Source organism: Terribacillus sp. JSM ZJ617, from assembly GCF_044383785.1.
In the GTDB taxonomy this organism is placed as follows: Bacteria; Bacillota; Bacilli; order Bacillales; family Amphibacillaceae; genus Terribacillus.
Window position 1 is genome coordinate 795,189 of record NZ_JBISEQ010000001.1, and the last position, 14,245, is coordinate 809,433.

Annotated in this window: 18 protein-coding genes; 13 read left to right on the forward strand and 5 right to left on the reverse strand. The window is 42.5% G+C overall.

The features are described from left to right. Positions 1 to 153 precede the first annotated feature (153 nt). The 3 genes from ACH6C1_RS03840 (at position 154) to galE (ending at position 2,350) form a co-directional block, all read left to right on the forward strand. Positions 154 to 1,008, forward strand: coding sequence for an ROK family protein (locus ACH6C1_RS03840; RefSeq protein WP_374074750.1), 855 nt, complete (start codon positions 154 to 156; stop codon positions 1,006 to 1,008). 20 nt (positions 1,009 to 1,028) lie between these two features. Further along, positions 1,029 to 1,286, forward strand: a complete 258-nt coding sequence (locus ACH6C1_RS03845; RefSeq protein WP_374074752.1) for a YciI family protein — start codon at positions 1,029 to 1,031, stop codon at positions 1,284 to 1,286. Between the two features lie 74 nt (positions 1,287 to 1,360). Then, positions 1,361 to 2,350 carry a UDP-glucose 4-epimerase GalE gene (galE, locus tag ACH6C1_RS03850; RefSeq protein WP_374074754.1) on the forward strand — a complete coding sequence of 330 codons (990 nt, stop codon included), beginning with the start codon at positions 1,361 to 1,363 and terminating at the stop codon, positions 2,348 to 2,350. Positions 2,351 to 2,362: 12 nt separating this feature from the next. Here the strand turns inward: galE and ACH6C1_RS03855 are convergent, their stop codons facing one another. Beyond that, a complete protein-coding gene (locus ACH6C1_RS03855) occupies positions 2,363 to 2,878 on the reverse strand; it encodes a GNAT family N-acetyltransferase (protein WP_374074756.1) in 516 nt (171 codons plus the stop codon). A 116-nt stretch (positions 2,879 to 2,994) separates the two neighbouring features. Between ACH6C1_RS03855 and ACH6C1_RS03860 the strand changes: the two genes are divergently transcribed. Further along, positions 2,995 to 3,864: an SMP-30/gluconolactonase/LRE family protein gene (locus ACH6C1_RS03860; RefSeq protein ID WP_374074758.1), complete on the forward strand. Its 870-nt coding sequence runs from the start codon at positions 2,995 to 2,997 to the stop codon at positions 3,862 to 3,864. Positions 3,865 to 3,901: 37 nt separating this feature from the next. Here ACH6C1_RS03860 and ACH6C1_RS03865 read toward each other — a convergent pair whose 3' ends face one another. The 3 genes from ACH6C1_RS03865 to ACH6C1_RS03875 form a co-directional block, all read right to left on the reverse strand. Further along, complete coding sequence (locus ACH6C1_RS03865) at positions 3,902 to 4,030, reverse strand: hypothetical protein (RefSeq protein ID WP_286160643.1); 129 nt, start codon at positions 4,028 to 4,030, stop codon at positions 3,902 to 3,904. 5 nt (positions 4,031 to 4,035) lie between these two features. Beyond that, a complete protein-coding gene (locus ACH6C1_RS03870) occupies positions 4,036 to 5,133 on the reverse strand; it encodes a response regulator aspartate phosphatase (protein WP_095220866.1) in 1,098 nt (365 codons plus the stop codon). A gap of 170 nt (positions 5,134 to 5,303) precedes the next feature. Then, positions 5,304 to 6,662, reverse strand: a complete 1,359-nt coding sequence (locus ACH6C1_RS03875) for an MATE family efflux transporter (protein WP_374074761.1) — start codon at positions 6,660 to 6,662, stop codon at positions 5,304 to 5,306. A gap of 206 nt (positions 6,663 to 6,868) precedes the next feature. Here ACH6C1_RS03875 and ACH6C1_RS03880 point away from each other — a divergent pair, with 206 nt between their 5' ends. The 5 genes from ACH6C1_RS03880 (at position 6,869) to ACH6C1_RS03900 (ending at position 9,362) form a co-directional block, all read left to right on the forward strand. Next, a complete protein-coding gene (locus ACH6C1_RS03880) occupies positions 6,869 to 7,219 on the forward strand; it encodes a hypothetical protein (RefSeq protein WP_095220864.1) in 351 nt (116 codons plus the stop codon). 84 nt (positions 7,220 to 7,303) lie between these two features. Then, a complete protein-coding gene (locus ACH6C1_RS03885; RefSeq protein ID WP_374074763.1) occupies positions 7,304 to 8,005 on the forward strand; it encodes a Na-translocating system protein MpsC family protein in 702 nt (233 codons plus the stop codon). Positions 8,006 to 8,167: 162 nt separating this feature from the next. After that, positions 8,168 to 8,578: an ATP-binding protein gene (locus ACH6C1_RS03890; RefSeq protein WP_286160655.1), complete on the forward strand. Its 411-nt coding sequence runs from the start codon at positions 8,168 to 8,170 to the stop codon at positions 8,576 to 8,578. Positions 8,579 to 8,690: 112 nt separating this feature from the next. Next, positions 8,691 to 9,140, forward strand: a complete 450-nt coding sequence (locus tag ACH6C1_RS03895) for an AraC family transcriptional regulator (protein WP_374074764.1) — start codon at positions 8,691 to 8,693, stop codon at positions 9,138 to 9,140. 60 nt (positions 9,141 to 9,200) lie between these two features. Continuing rightward, a complete protein-coding gene (locus ACH6C1_RS03900; RefSeq protein WP_374074766.1) occupies positions 9,201 to 9,362 on the forward strand; it encodes a hypothetical protein in 162 nt (53 codons plus the stop codon). Here ACH6C1_RS03900 and ACH6C1_RS03905 read toward each other — a convergent pair. After that, positions 9,356 to 10,405, reverse strand: coding sequence for a C40 family peptidase (locus tag ACH6C1_RS03905; RefSeq protein ID WP_374074768.1), 1,050 nt, complete (start codon positions 10,403 to 10,405; stop codon positions 9,356 to 9,358). The genes ACH6C1_RS03900 and ACH6C1_RS03905 overlap by 7 nt on opposite strands. A 331-nt stretch (positions 10,406 to 10,736) precedes the next feature. On the opposite strand from ACH6C1_RS03905, the gene galU reads away from it, so the two are divergent. The 4 genes from galU to ACH6C1_RS03925 all read left to right on the forward strand — a co-directional run bounded on the left by galU (position 10,737) and on the right by ACH6C1_RS03925 (position 14,245). Continuing rightward, positions 10,737 to 11,621 (forward strand): UTP--glucose-1-phosphate uridylyltransferase GalU, encoded by an 885-nt coding sequence (gene galU, locus ACH6C1_RS03910; protein WP_366247718.1) that lies wholly within the window; start codon positions 10,737 to 10,739, stop codon positions 11,619 to 11,621. 312 nt (positions 11,622 to 11,933) lie between these two features. Continuing rightward, positions 11,934 to 12,701, forward strand: coding sequence for a YveK family protein (locus ACH6C1_RS03915; protein ID WP_374074770.1), 768 nt, complete (start codon positions 11,934 to 11,936; stop codon positions 12,699 to 12,701). Beyond that, positions 12,676 to 13,368: a CpsD/CapB family tyrosine-protein kinase gene (locus ACH6C1_RS03920; RefSeq protein ID WP_374074772.1), complete on the forward strand. Its 693-nt coding sequence runs from the start codon at positions 12,676 to 12,678 to the stop codon at positions 13,366 to 13,368. Before ACH6C1_RS03915 ends, ACH6C1_RS03920 begins: the two co-directional genes overlap by 26 nt. Before the next feature lie 109 nt (positions 13,369 to 13,477). Further along, positions 13,478 to 14,245 carry a tyrosine-protein phosphatase gene (locus ACH6C1_RS03925; protein WP_374074774.1) on the forward strand — a complete coding sequence of 256 codons (768 nt, stop codon included), beginning with the start codon at positions 13,478 to 13,480 and terminating at the stop codon, positions 14,243 to 14,245.

Consider the following 14,245-nt stretch of genomic DNA (forward strand, 5'->3'; position numbering starts at 1 on the left):
ATTTCTGACAGACTAATCTAGTTTTTAAGATTATTAGATACAATTCAGTATTACTATTTTATAACAATTCCCGCATTTGTACAGTCCGGGGTAACTATTGACGGAGAAGGAGAAAAATCCCATAGTAGAATAAGAGAGACAAATGAGGTGATAGTGATGCGATATGGAGCAATTGAAGCTGGCGGTACAAAATTCGTTTGTGCTGTTGGTGATGAACATGGAAATGTAGAAGAAAGAGCATCTTTCCCGACAACGAAGCCGGAAGAAACACTGCAGCTGGTGTTTGACTTCTTCCATGACAAACAGATCGAAGCACTAGGAGTCGGAGCCTTCGGGCCAGTTGATGTAAAAGAAGACAGTCCGACTTACGGCACCATCGGCAACACACCAAAGCTGCAGTGGAAGGACTATCCGCTGCTGTCGGAGCTTAAAAACAGGCTCGGTGTACCGGTAAAGATGGATACCGATGTGAACGCAGCTGCTTTAGGGGAGTATATGCACGGAGCAGCAAAACATGCAGGCAGCTGTCTGTATATTACGGTTGGAACAGGTATTGGTGCAGGAGCCATTGTGAATGGCGAAACCTTAAGAGGCTTCTCCCATCCGGAAATGGGTCATCTGCTTGTCCGTCGGAGTACGCATGATGCGTATCCTGGGAAATGCCCGTACCATAAGGACTGCTTGGAGGGGCTGGCAGCCGGACCAGCCATTGAAGCACGCTGGGGGGAGAAGGCACAAAAGCTGTACCATCAAGAAGCGGTATGGCAGCTGGAGGCCTATTATTTGGCTCAGGCAATCATGAGCTATACCTTGGTGCTCAGCCCGGAGAAAATCGTCATGGGCGGCGGCGTCATGAAGAAGGAGGGCCTTCATGAGATGGTTCAGCAGGAGCTGGAAGCACTTATGCAGCGCTACGTCCCGCTGCCGGAAAATTATCTCGTTCCGCCAGGTCTAGAGGATAATGCAGGTATTGTCGGAGCACTCATGCTTGCCAAGACCGCAGAATAAAATAGAAGGGGAGATTTCCAATGAAATACTTTGCTGCATTCCTTAAAATGGAGAAACCGGAATTGAACCAGCAATACCGCCAGGCACATTTGGATTTCCTGGCTGACTTGGACGAAAAGGGATTTATCTTTGCAAGAGGAGCACTCGCTGATGGAACAGGCGGACTGGTTATCTATCAGGCAGAAGACGAGGCAGAAGCAAGAACGCTTGCTGAGCAGGATCCATACTTGGTTAATGGCGTTCGCAGTCTGCATCTTCACGAATGGAATAAGGTGTAAAATTTACCATTTATTTGACCGCAAGCATGCTATAATTTGAGTGATAATAATAAGAGAGAATCGAGGAAAAATCTATGAAAGTACTAGTTACAGGCGGTGCAGGTTATATTGGTTCCCATGCAGTAGCCATGCTTTTGGAGAAAGGGCATGAGGCAGTCATTATTGATAACATAATTACAGGTCATGCCGCAGCTGCCGACAAGAATGCCATTTTTTATGAAGGTGATCTTCGTGATGCAGCATTCCTGGATGATGTATTCACAAAGGAAAAAGTCGATGCGGTTGTCCACTTTGCTGCTAGCTCCCTTGTTGGAGAATCAGTAGAAGATCCCTTGAAGTACTTTGGTAACAATGTGTACGGTATGCAGGTGCTGCTTGAGACAATGCGTAAGCATGAAGTAAAGAAAATTGTCTTCTCTTCTACAGCTGCGACATACGGCGATACAAACGTTGTGCCACTTACAGAGGATCTAGATACAAATCCAGAAAGTCCTTACGGTGAATCCAAGCTGATGATGGAAAAAATGATGAAGTGGTGTGACCAGGCATACGGTATTAAATATGTCTCACTACGCTACTTTAATGTCGCTGGCGCTCATCCGAGTGGACAGATTGGTGAAGATCATGATCCGGAAAGCCATCTGATTCCAATCATTCTCCAGACAGCACTTGGACAGCGTGAGCATATCAGCATCTTCGGTGATGACTATCCAACAGAAGATGGAACATGTATCCGCGACTATATCCATGTTGTTGACTTGATCGATGCCCATTTGCTGGCGTTAGATTACTTGGATAAAGGTGGGGAAAGCGATATCTTTAACCTCGGCTCCAGCCAAGGCTTCTCTGTTAAAGAGTTGATTGACGTTGCACGAGAAGTAACAGGCAAGGAAATCCCGGCCAAAGTCGGTCCGCGCCGTGCTGGTGACCCAGCTGTCTTGATCGCAAGCTCTGCGAAGGCGAAGGAAATACTTGGATGGAATCCGTCACGTACAGATATGAAAGACATCATCGGTGATGCGTGGAGATGGCATCAGAATCGTCCGAATGGCTATGATGCATAATTTCCTCCCCTCCTAAATAGGAGGGGTTTTTTCTTTGGCGTAAACGAATACTTCCTTGTTATGGCGCTCGATCGTTTTCCAAATATGCATACCTAGCTTCTCAGCAACTCTGCAGGAGGCAATATTCCCGGGATAAATCAAGGCAATTATTCTATTTTCGTTCAATTGATCGAATGCCATCTCCTGGAATGCAGCAGCAGCTTCAGTGGCAAAACCCTTTCCCCAATATGCTGGAGCAATCCAATAGCCAACTTCAACCTCCGTTACATCATCTATCTCCTGCGGAACCAGCCCAGCGTGGCCAATTGGTTCCCCGCTAGCTTTCTCAACCAAAAGCTGCAGCCCTAATGGCTGCTTTTCTTTCATATGAGACAAATTCCAATTGAAAAATAAACGGGCGCCTTCCTTTGTTCTTGGTTTTCCGTTTCCGATATAACGGACCACGCGTGGGTCGCTGACCAAGCTCTCCAAAAAAGGAAGATCCTCAGTTGTATACGGACGAATAAGCAGTCGTTCTGTTTCGAACATCGTATTCCCTCCTTTTTTCAATAGGATGCTTAGATGATAGCAATTCAGGTAATAAGTAAATCATATAATGGTATTATTACTATAGCAGGTAATACATACGTAAAGGAGTGGAGAAAGTGGCAGAAGCGAAATTATTCTTAGACGCGAAACAGAGCTTAGCCGAAGGTCCTTTTTGGCGGGAAGAAACGGAAGAGTTATATTGGGTGGATATAAATGGTCAAGCAATTCATGTATATGATACGAAATCGGAAGAACATCGGGAGATTCCAGTCGACCAGAAAATCGGAGCGGTCATACTGAAAAAGGATGGCGGACTTATTATGGCGATGGAAGAAGGCATTTATGAAACGGATAGCGAGCTCAAAGCGAAGGTGCTGCTTCACAGCCCGGAAACTGACAGACCTTCCAACCGTTTCAATGATGGAAAGGCGGATCCTTACGGGAGGCTTTGGGCAGGTACGATGCCGAAAAAGGGTAGCGGCCATAAAGGAGCCTTTTATCGTATGGAAGTTGATCAAACGCTGACACGCATCATTGATGGTATTGGGAACTCCAATGGTCTTGCGTGGAGTCCGGACCATAAGTTTTTCTACTATATTGATACACCGACAGGCGAGGTGCAATGCTTTGATTACGACGGTGAGAAGGGCGAAATCAGCAACCCTCGTACAGTGGTTTCGTTCAAGGATGGTAAACCAGACGGTATGACGATCGATGAAGAAGGCAATCTGTGGGTCGCACATTATGGCGGATCCAAGGTGTCTCGATGGAACCCTGAAACAGGTGAGCGGCTTGAGGATGTACATTTGCCAGTCAGTCAAGTGACAAGCTGTGCGTTCGGTGGTCCGGAACGGAAGACATTGTACATCACGACAGCAAGACAGGGTCTGACGGAAGAAGACTTGAAGAAGGAGCCACTTGCTGGTGGTATCTTTGTATATGAGACAGATGTAGTGGGAGCACCAAGTTATAGATATGGAAAATAAGAAAAACCGGCGGATGCCGGTTTTTCTGTTTTAAGTATTAGAAGTCCGTCAAAACAGGTGCGTTAGGCAGGTGTCCTTTTTCAGCAGTATCATTGAATGAAATGCCTGCAATGCTGCTTAGGATTGTTACAAGTACTAGTAATCCTACGATTCTTTTCTTTGTCATCATCATCACCTCCTTGAATGGAACATAATAATATTATTTTGATTACCTAAAGCCAACCGATAGAAATGATTCGCTTTTTCAAAATTTCTCTCATTACTAAAATAGCTAGCTAGCTCATCAGCGTATTTTTGCGTCTCGTAAATGCGATGAGCACTTGAGAAGTAATCTACAGCTTTTGATAGTGTATCTATATACTTATCTGGTTCAATATATTTAGCGTGTAAGATCTGAAATTTCCAATAGTAATCTTCATCTGGTTCCTGTTCCAAGCGTCTTGTACCCATTTTAAGGTAGGTAACCCCATTTTCATATTCCTTTTCCCGAAATGATATCTCGCATAAAAGAAAAACAGTAGATAAGTAATTTTCGAAGTCCTCATGCTGGATGACCTTTGTTAAATAACGTTTGGCTGCCTCATTGAGTCCTTTTCGATCATAAAGAATCCCTAAGTTATGATAGACACTAACTTGCACCATAACATCATGTTTCGTATTAGTATCCTGTAAAGCAGAGTGAAGATATTCTTCGGCTAAATCGAATTCACACATATCGATATAGTTTAAAGCAATCAAGATTTTAGCTCTTGTCAGCTTTTTCTCATACGCAGGATACAACTGATAAATATAAATCGCCTTCTCCGCATATATAGCCGACCGATTCGTATAGTCCAAGTAATAAAGCGCCGATGCAAACAGATCAAAGAATTCCGCTTTTTCGATTTCATCCTGGATATAGCCGAGGTAGGGTTCGACTTCCCCGTATTCCTCAATGGCATTGTAATAATCCTTGGTCGAATACAGATACATGCCTTTGAACAGATGCAGATAGTAGAGGTGCTCTTCCTTGAGATAAGGGGAGAAGCCTTCTACTTGGCTGATGAGCTTTTCTGCTTCGGAATAATTCTTGCATAGGATATGGTGGCGGCTATGGATCAGAAGTGCTAGCTTGACGACGTCGTCATTCGCTTCACCTTTAGCGAGCTGTTCGGATACTTCCGTTTTAAGCTTTTCCGCTGCTTGGACTTTCTTCAATTTGATATTCATATACCACAAATTGAGCAGTTCCCTTAGCTCTTCTGAGTTGAATGTGACGTCAGAACGCATCAGTTACACTCCCTAGTCTGTAAGATTTTGCCTGTATCAAGCATAGCATGTTTCCTAGTAGATTTTAATTGGGAAAGTAGGTTGAATTTTGAGACATTAATTTGAGATTGGAAGCATTGATTGGGGAAACTAGGAAAGTTGTACAAAAAAACACCTCCGAGATGGAGGTGTTAACCAGCAGCTTTCTCTTGTCTGCGCTGAATGAATCGCAGTCGAAGGAAAAAGCCAATAGCGGCACAGGTCAGACCGAGTGTAATGCCGACCCAGAATCCGAAGGGTTCCAATGTAGTGAAGCGGGAAAGTAAATAACCGCTAGGCAAACCGACGATCCAATAGGAAATAAAGGCAATGATGAATGGGATAGTAACATCCTTATAACCTCGCAGCACACCCTGCAGGGATGCTTGGGCTGCATCGGAAAACTGGTACATGATCGCGAACAGCATAAACTGCATGGCAAGCAGTACGACCGCACGATCAGATGTGTAGAAGTAACTGATCTGTTCGCGGAAGATGAATAACAATAAGCTCAAAATACCGATAATCACTAGTGCAGAACTGACACCAAGAATGGCGTATTGCTTAGCGTGGTTCATCCGTCGGGCACCGACCTCATGTGATACCACGATTGTCATACCAATTGAGATGCTTAGCGGTACCATGAACATGAGTGTCGTAAAGTTCAATGCCGTCTGGTGGGCTGCAATGACAGTCGTATCGAATAAGGAACCCATCAGCAGCGTAACAACACTGAAGATACTGGCTTCGAAGAATGTACTGAGACCCATTGGCACACCGATCTTCAACTGCTCCTTCCAAGCCTGAAATGATACCCTATACCATCGGACAAACAGGTAATGCGTTCGCATCTCTTTCAGCTTGAATGTCAGAAACACACTTGCCCCGAATATGAACCAATATGTAAAGGCTGTCGCATAGCCGGCACCGGCCCCGCCAAGTTCCGGAAAACCGAAGTTACCGAAAATGAGCAGATAGTTCAGCAACGCATTGATTGGCAGTGCCATTAACAAAATCACCATTGATACTCTCGTATAGCCTTGTGCATCAAAGAAATTACGTAAAACGGCGCTGGCAAACAGCGGGATGATACCTATCGATAGTCCGTGCAGATAATCTGTAGCCACTATATGTACGTCAGCACTCAAGTCCATAATTCCGAGCACAGGCTGCAGAGCAATTGCGCCGATAGCCAGTACAACCAATGAGATTACAATAGCCAGATAAAATCCTTGCATAACTGTCCGCCCGACATCGCTGCGGCGGTTGTTGCCGATCAGCTGTCCGACCATCGGCGTGATGGCCAGCATGATGCCGGTCAATCCGGTATAGACTGGCATCCATAGACTGGAGCCAACGGCCACACCAGCCAAATCATCTGTGCCTGCGCGTCCAGACATCATTGTATCCAGCACAGTCATGGCATTGTAGCTGATCTGTGTCACGAGGATAGGCCATAATATGTGAAAGAATAAAGACGCTTTTTCGCGTATCGTGTTCGTAGGATACATAAGTCTGCCCCCAGTTGTCGAATAAAGTAAAATCACAGCACCTAGTGTATCATAACCCCTGGTTTAAAGCATATTTGCCTGGGGCGAAAGTTTCAGAAAGCCTGTGGATAAATCGTTTATCTTTTTGCAGGAAGGGTACATAACTAGTAGCAAGCCACCTAAGAAAAAGCTTTCCATATGCTTAGACAGGAAAGGAGTGGTAAGAGATGACTTGCCCTTCATTGACGTTAAGTGTGCAGGATTTTGTCGAGCGAACAAAAAGAGGTTCGTCCATCAATGATAATTACTTTTTCGTTTTCAACCATAAACCAATAGTTGCAAAAATATATATAGACAATCATATGATCGAAATACCAGATCTGCATGACATCGTACTCGAAAAAGGAACAGATGGTAAGAACAGCCTGTTCTTTATGCCGCAATCATTCATTTATGAAAACCCGAAAGCGAAGCGGACATTGGACGATATGCCCCGCATTATCCTGGAAGGAGAAGAATTATCCATGTCAATGGAACAGAACAACGAAGCCTACACCATGACGATTAAAATTCGTTAGTGCAGGCTTTTTTTTATATCCAAATAAGGCGCTTATACAGTACAATTAAAATAAAAAAATCTATCGGAAACAGGGTATACGAGAATGAGTATAAAAGAACAACAAAAAGAGCTGGCAGGCTTTACAGCAGGACTTTTCCGAAAACATTTCGGAAAAGGACCTGAAGGGGTATTTGTTTCTATTTCTGAAGCTATAGTCTGTATTTATGTGCGGGATTTGCTGACACCGGTTGAAAAGGTGCTTCTCGAACAAGAGCAATATGCCATGGTATACGACACACGAGATACACTCATGGAAAAATGTCTCCCTGAATTGAAAAAACAAATAGAGAAGTGGACTGGGCGCGAATATCAGCATTTCTTTTATGATTGGGATATAGAGACAAATGGCGGTGTTATCGTAGCCATTAGAGATAGTATCATCACAATAGAGCAAAAAGATTCTTCTGAGCAGATCAATGAGCTAGTATCTATGATCACAGAATCGATTCAAAAGTTGCCAAATACAGTAAAAACAGTTACACTGAATAATAGAACTCTAGTTATCTACCGCGATGGCATTCTGGTCGACATTGAGAAGGAAATCTTCAATATAGGTGAGACAGAAGTATTAAGGAGAGCGAAGAGCAAACTGGAAAAGCAAGCGTTCCGCAAGGCATTTGATAAAGAAAGTCATCTGCTGGAAGGCGTTGTACAAGAGGTGTTCGCTGATTGGGAGTTCGAATCAGATCGGAGCATCATAGTCGTTATAATTGATCCTTTGAACAAACTAAAAGATATTGGCTAGCAATCAGCTGGGCATGGAACTAGCGATAAAGCCAAAGTAGGGGCAGCGGGAAGCGTCTTTACTTTGGCTTATTTTAATGGTCCAAGCCAATCAGAAGGAGACCTATCTATCAATATAAGTAAGCACGTGGCGTCAGCTCCTGGTGAGGGGAAGGTGACTGAAATGAAGATAGAAAATGAAAAAGATATTGTCACAAGCAGATCATGCGGCAGGAAGCTAGCAGCAGACTTAGGATTCAGTGCGGTCGAACAAGCACGCATCACTGCAGCCATCTCAGAGCTTGCCCGTAACATATATAAATATGCAGGCAGCGGAACAATCTGTATCCGCAGCGAACAAGATACAAGAAGGATTGGCATTCATATTACAGCCAAAGATAACGGACCTGGTATACAAAACCTGCAGGAAGCCATGCTTGATGGCTATACGACAGGAGGCGGATTGGGACGCGGACTTCCAGGGGTGAAGCGCCTTATGGATAACTTCGATATTACGTCTTCCACAACGGAAGGTACACGTGTAGAAGTAGCCAAATACCGTATCGTTCATACAAAAGGCTTATTCCGAATATAGGAATAAGCTTTTTGTATGCCTATTAAGTATTTTTTAAAAAATCAATTGAATAATTTTTATAACATATTACATTCGAGAGGCAAGAAAACAAAAAAAGGAAAGAAGGATGTAAATGAAAGTAAAAATCGAAACCATCCCAACTTACCGGATTGCTTACTTTCGCAGAGTAGGTCCTTATGGCGCTGCTAATTATCAAACGATGCAAAAATTAAAGGAATGGGCAGCAGCAGAAAAACTACTGGATGACACCTCGATCATCCTGGGCATATCGCAAGACAATGTAGAAACGACAGATCCGCACGAATGTCGATATGACGCTGCTCTGATCATACCTGAAGATTTTCAGAAGGATGATACAGTACTTATTGGAGAGTTGAAAGGAGGTAAGTATATCAGTTTCACTGTACAGCATACTGTGGAGGCGATGAAGCAAGCATGGAAAGACATATTTGGTACGTTATCCGATCGTAGTTTGGAAGTTGATAGTCGGCCTGCCTTTGAAAGATTCACTGCGAAGCTTCTAAAGGAAAATTATTGTGAAATATGCATACCAATAAAATAAAACGAAACCAAAGTGCCCTCCGAACCGTCTTATAAAGTAACTAACATAGGAGGGAACGACATGTTCCAAATTGTTTTCTATATCATTGGTGTACTTGTTATGCTATTCCTGGTGGCTGAAGTAGCGCGTCAGCTGACGGACCTGCGCCAGCTCATATCTCCAGAAAGCAAAATAAAAAAGCCTGAGACAGAAGGTTCTGTCCCAAGCTTTCATGATCAATAGAAACGCTTGTAGCTATCGAAATGCTTAGCGTAGTAAGAGTTGCTTGTGCTTGTGATACGTACGCCGTCGTTATCCGCATGGATGAACTGACCGCCGCCAAGGTAGATACCCATATGGGAGATACCAGCTTTATACGTACCTTTGAAGAAGATCAAGTCACCAGGCTGCGGTGAGTTTACATAGTAAGAACGGTTGAAGTAGCCTTCCGCAGATGTACGGGAGATATCATAACCAGCGTTCTTGAAAGCATAATAGATGAATCCGCTGCAGTCGAAGCCAGCAGTTGAAGAACCGCCCCATACATATGGTTTGCCAAGCTGGGATTTAGCAACGCTGATCAGCTTGTCCACACTCTTAGAAGTCTTAGCGGAATCCACTTGCGTGTTATTCGCAGGCTTCGAAGAAGAAGATGAACCGCTGCTCGCTTTACCATTGATCTTCAATGTTTGACCAACGCGGATCACATCAGAAGATAGGTTGTTCCAGCTTTTCAGGTTCGCAACAGATACGCCGTTGTTGTTAGCGATCTTCCATAGTGAGTCACCAGACTTCACTTTATAAGTAGAAGAAGAGCTGCTGTTATTGCTGGATGAGCTTCCAGAATTAGAGGAAGAGTTATTCGATGAAGAAGATCCTCCTGCAGAAACCTTCAGCTTGTCACCAGGATAGATCAAGTATCCGGAGATATTATTCCATTTTTTCAAGTCGTTCAAAGAAATTTTATGTTTAGATGCAATACCACTCAACGTATCACCGGATTTAACAGTATATGTAGATGCACTGCTAGAAGATGATGAAGATGTTTTCGCAGTAGATTTAGATGAACTGGATGAACCAGAAGTCTGCAATACTTGGTTAGGGAAGATAATGGAGCTTTTCAGTCCATTGATTTCCATTAATTTATTTACGGAAGTGTCGTATTTGCTAGCAATCTTCCAGAGCGAGTCGCCCTTCTGAACCTTGTAAGATGCAGCGTCAACAGTTGTGGCATATGAACTAGCAATTACCGCAGTAGCAGCAAGGGTAACAATCGTCTTTTTCATTCTAGTAACGTTCTCCTTTATTTTCATAATCCATAGAAATTAATCATACTATAGCATAATTTGGCACCTGAATTACCAGAATTTACGCAGTTGTAATGTAACTGTAATATTAAACTCGTATATTGTAGGGAAATGTAGAAAGTTATCTATTGAGCCAATTCTGAAAAGTATGTTACTATTTTTACAGATTCAGTAAAGGTAGAGGGACTTTAGTATGAGTTGCACTTTACCGTATGGAAATATGTTTTATCTTCATTGCATCGGGAAGTATAATTTGTACGAAACACTCTACACGCTATCTACATACATTACATAAAGAGGTGCAGAACGTATGAAAATCAAAAAGGCCATCATCCCAGCTGCAGGATTAGGTACACGCTTCCTGCCAGCAACAAAAGCACAGCCAAAGGAAATGCTGCCGATCGTCGACAAACCGACAATTCAGTACATTGTTGAAGAAGCCGTAAAATCAGGTATCGAGGATATCATCATTGTCAGTGGCCGCGGTAAGCGTGCGATTGAAGACCACTTCGACAAATCCTACGAATTAGAGGATCAGCTTATTAAGAAGGATAAAATGAAGATGCTTGAGGAAATCCAAGACATCTCCAACCTGGCTGATATCCACTATATCCGTCAAAAAGAAGCAAAAGGTCTTGGCCACGCAATCTCTACTGCTAAGAAATTCATCGGCAACGAGCCATTCGCAGTATTGCTAGGTGATGACATTGTGAAAACAGAAGGCACACCAGCATTGAAACAATTAACAGAGGCATTCGAGAAGTATCGCGGTTCTGTTGTTGGTGTTCAGCAAGTACCTGAATCTGAAGTATCCAAGTATGGTGTTGTTGCACCTCAAGGTTCTACAAGCGAGCCGAACCTGATGCAAGTCAGTGACTTGGTTGAGAAGCCTAAGAAAGAAGAAGCTCCATCTAACTACGCTATCATGGGTCGTTATGTATTGACTCCGGAGATATTCGATATCTTGGAAACTCTTCCTCCAGGTGCTGGCGGAGAGATCCAGCTTACAGATGCAATCAAGGAATTGAACAAGAAGCAAGCCGTTTACGCTTGTGAGTTCACTGGCGATCGTTACGACGTTGGTGATAAATTTGGATTCATCAAAGCGACGATCGAATTCGCGCTTGATCGTCCTGACCTAAAAGATCAGCTTCAGGAATATCTGAATAACAGTGTTGTAACAGAAAACAAATAAGAAGAAACCGAACCTGCGCAAGTGGGTTCGGTTTTTTTAATATAAATTGGTAATTCTATGTTGCATCTGGGAAATTTGTGGTATACTTTTCATGTTTTTAAATGCTGACTAAGAAAATTGAACTATATATTATAACGATGTTTCGACAAGATGCAAGTGACTATTGTAGCGCTTACATATATTCGACAAAAACAGTCATTGCAAGGTTATGGAAACCTTATATAATAAAAAAGTACATACAAATTTCTAAAAGTTAGCATTTTTCTTTGTCTTTGGACTTATTTTTTAGTACATCTCATCGGAGGGACATGAATGGAAGAGACAATCTCTTTAAAGGAAATTTTTGCAGTATTGAAAAAACGAGCGCTAATGATTTTATCTTTGATCGTTAGTTTCGCTGCAATCGCTTTTTTAGTTAGTTATTTTTTAATTACCCCGACCTACCAAGCTAGTGCATCTGTCGTAGTCAACCAGGAAGAAAACGTGGATGTTTCCACTCTGAATAATGCTATCCAATCCAATATCAGCTTAATCAATACATATAAGATTGTCATGACAAGCCCAGTCATCCTGGATGAAGTCGCAAAGGAAATGAACTTATCCCTCTCTTCCAGCGAATTGGCTGAGAAGCTGGAAGTTTCCTCCGAAGCTGATACACAGATCATCACAGTAACCGCAACAGATACAAGCCAGGCAAAAGCTGCAGAGCTAGCCAACACTACAGTTGATGTTTTCCAAAAAGAAATTCCGGAACTAATGAATTTAGAAAACGTCAAGCCTTTATCCTTAGCTGAAACAGTAGAAAATCCATCACCGGCTAGTCCAAATATACTTTTGAATACTGCAATTGCCCTTGTACTAGGTGCAATGGTGGGAATCGGACTCGCATTCCTATTAGAGTATCTAGATAATACTGTGAAAACTGAAGCAGATATCGAAAAACGCATCGGTATCCCAGTTATCGGTATCATTAGCCATATGACCGAGGAAGACATGAAAACCAATAAGCAATATGCAGCACCTGCTAATAAGAGACAAGTTAGGAGAGAGTACAGTGGCCAAAAGAAAAAAACAGTTTAAGACAAATGTCCGATCTCTCATAACAAAGTTTAATCCTAAGTCCCCTATTTCGGAGCAATATCGAACAATCCGTACGAATATTGAATTTGCATCTGTGGATGCAACGATGCGTTCACTTCTCGTGACATCGTCGGGTCCATCTGAAGGGAAATCATCTACTACTGCAAACCTGGCTGTTGTCTTTGCGCAACAGGGTAAAAAGGTACTATTAATTGATGCCGATTTGCGTAAGCCAACGGTACATTACACATTCAAGCTAGATAACCGTGCGGGTCTTAGTACTGTACTGGTGGGCGAGAAACCTTTAGAGGAAGCAACCAAGGAAACGGATGTTCCAAATCTAGACATCCTGACATGCGGACCAATTCCTCCAAACCCATCTGAACTATTAGGTTCTAACGCTATGAAACAATTGATTCTAAAAGCACAAGAAACGTACGACATGGTTATCTTTGATACACCGCCAGTACTGGCTGTAACGGATGCACAGATCCTAGCTAATACGTGTGATGGAGCCCTGATCGTCGTGCGCAGTGAACAGACTGAGTATGATGCGATTCAAAAAGCAAAAGAGCTGCTTGAACCGGCACATGCTAAGCTTCTTGGAATTGTGCTGAATGATGTAGAGCAAAAGAAATCTAATACTTACTACTATTATGGTAGTTAACCTAAGCAAAAATATGTCCTCGATTAACGAGGATATATTTTCGCGAAGATTATAGGAAATATGTCATTATTTTTTTGAATAATTTGGGGAAATGAAGGGTGTAGATCTTATGATAGATATTCATTGCCATATATTGCCGGGTGTTGACGATGGAGCAAGAACATTGGAAGACAGTATAGAAATGGCAAAAGCAGCAGCGGCACAAGGTATTCATACCATTGTCGCTACCCCGCATCACCGCAATAATCAATTTGATAATTATCGAGAAGATATCCTTATGCGTGTTAATGAATTAAACAGAATCTTAGAGGAAGAAAATATAGAAGTTTATATCCTGCCAGGACAAGAAACCAGAATATATGGTGACCTTGCTGAAGGGTTATCAGCCAAAGAAATTTTACCCGTGAATCTTGATACTCCTTATATCCTTGTTGAATTACCTACCTCAACTGTTCCTAAGTATACGAACAAACTGCTTTATGATATTCAAGTGGAAGGTTACACGCCCGTAATCGTGCACCCTGAACGTAATAGTGAATTGATGTCCAAGCCAGACAAGCTTTATGAACTTGTAAAAAGTGGAGTACTGACACAGGTGACTGCAGCAAGTATAGTTGGGAAGTTTGGGAAGAAGATACGGAATTTTAGCCATGAAATTATGCAATCTAATCTTACTCATTTTATAGCCTCAGATGCACATAACGTACATAGTAGAGGATTTATTATGCATGATGCACTAAGAGAAATTGAAGATACATATGGTATAGACCTAATTTATTCTTATCAAGAAAATGCAGAATTACTTATTGCGGGTGAAACCATAGTGGGAGACGTTCCGGAAAGAATAATACGTAAAAAGTTCTTGGGAATTTTTTAG

Bases quoted from the DNA above. Each gene is read 5' to 3' on its own strand.
- ACH6C1_RS03845 (WP_374074752.1), top strand. From the start codon at position 1,029: ATGAAATACTTTGCTGCATTCCTTAAAATGGAGAAACCGGAATTGAAC.
- galE (WP_374074754.1), top strand. From the start codon at position 1,361: ATGAAAGTACTAGTTACAGGCGGTGCAGGTTATATTGGTTCCCATGCA.
- ACH6C1_RS03855 (WP_374074756.1), bottom strand. From the start codon at position 2,878: ATGTTCGAAACAGAACGACTGCTTATTCGTCCGTATACAACTGAGGAT.
- ACH6C1_RS03865 (WP_286160643.1), bottom strand. From the start codon at position 4,030: ATGACAAAGAAAAGAATCGTAGGATTACTAGTACTTGTAACAATCCTA.
- ACH6C1_RS03870 (WP_095220866.1), bottom strand. From the start codon at position 5,133: ATGCGTTCTGACGTCACATTCAACTCAGAAGAGCTAAGGGAACTGCTC.
- ACH6C1_RS03875 (WP_374074761.1), bottom strand. From the start codon at position 6,662: ATGTATCCTACGAACACGATACGCGAAAAAGCGTCTTTATTCTTTCAC.
- ACH6C1_RS03880 (WP_095220864.1), top strand. From the start codon at position 6,869: ATGACTTGCCCTTCATTGACGTTAAGTGTGCAGGATTTTGTCGAGCGA.
- ACH6C1_RS03885 (WP_374074763.1), top strand. From the start codon at position 7,304: ATGAGTATAAAAGAACAACAAAAAGAGCTGGCAGGCTTTACAGCAGGA.
- ACH6C1_RS03890 (WP_286160655.1), top strand. From the start codon at position 8,168: ATGAAGATAGAAAATGAAAAAGATATTGTCACAAGCAGATCATGCGGC.
- ACH6C1_RS03895 (WP_374074764.1), top strand. From the start codon at position 8,691: ATGAAAGTAAAAATCGAAACCATCCCAACTTACCGGATTGCTTACTTT.
- ACH6C1_RS03900 (WP_374074766.1), top strand. From the start codon at position 9,201: ATGTTCCAAATTGTTTTCTATATCATTGGTGTACTTGTTATGCTATTC.
- ACH6C1_RS03905 (WP_374074768.1), bottom strand. From the start codon at position 10,405: ATGAAAAAGACGATTGTTACCCTTGCTGCTACTGCGGTAATTGCTAGT.
- galU (WP_366247718.1), top strand. From the start codon at position 10,737: ATGAAAATCAAAAAGGCCATCATCCCAGCTGCAGGATTAGGTACACGC.
- ACH6C1_RS03915 (WP_374074770.1), top strand. From the start codon at position 11,934: ATGGAAGAGACAATCTCTTTAAAGGAAATTTTTGCAGTATTGAAAAAA.
- ACH6C1_RS03925 (WP_374074774.1), top strand. From the start codon at position 13,478: ATGATAGATATTCATTGCCATATATTGCCGGGTGTTGACGATGGAGCA.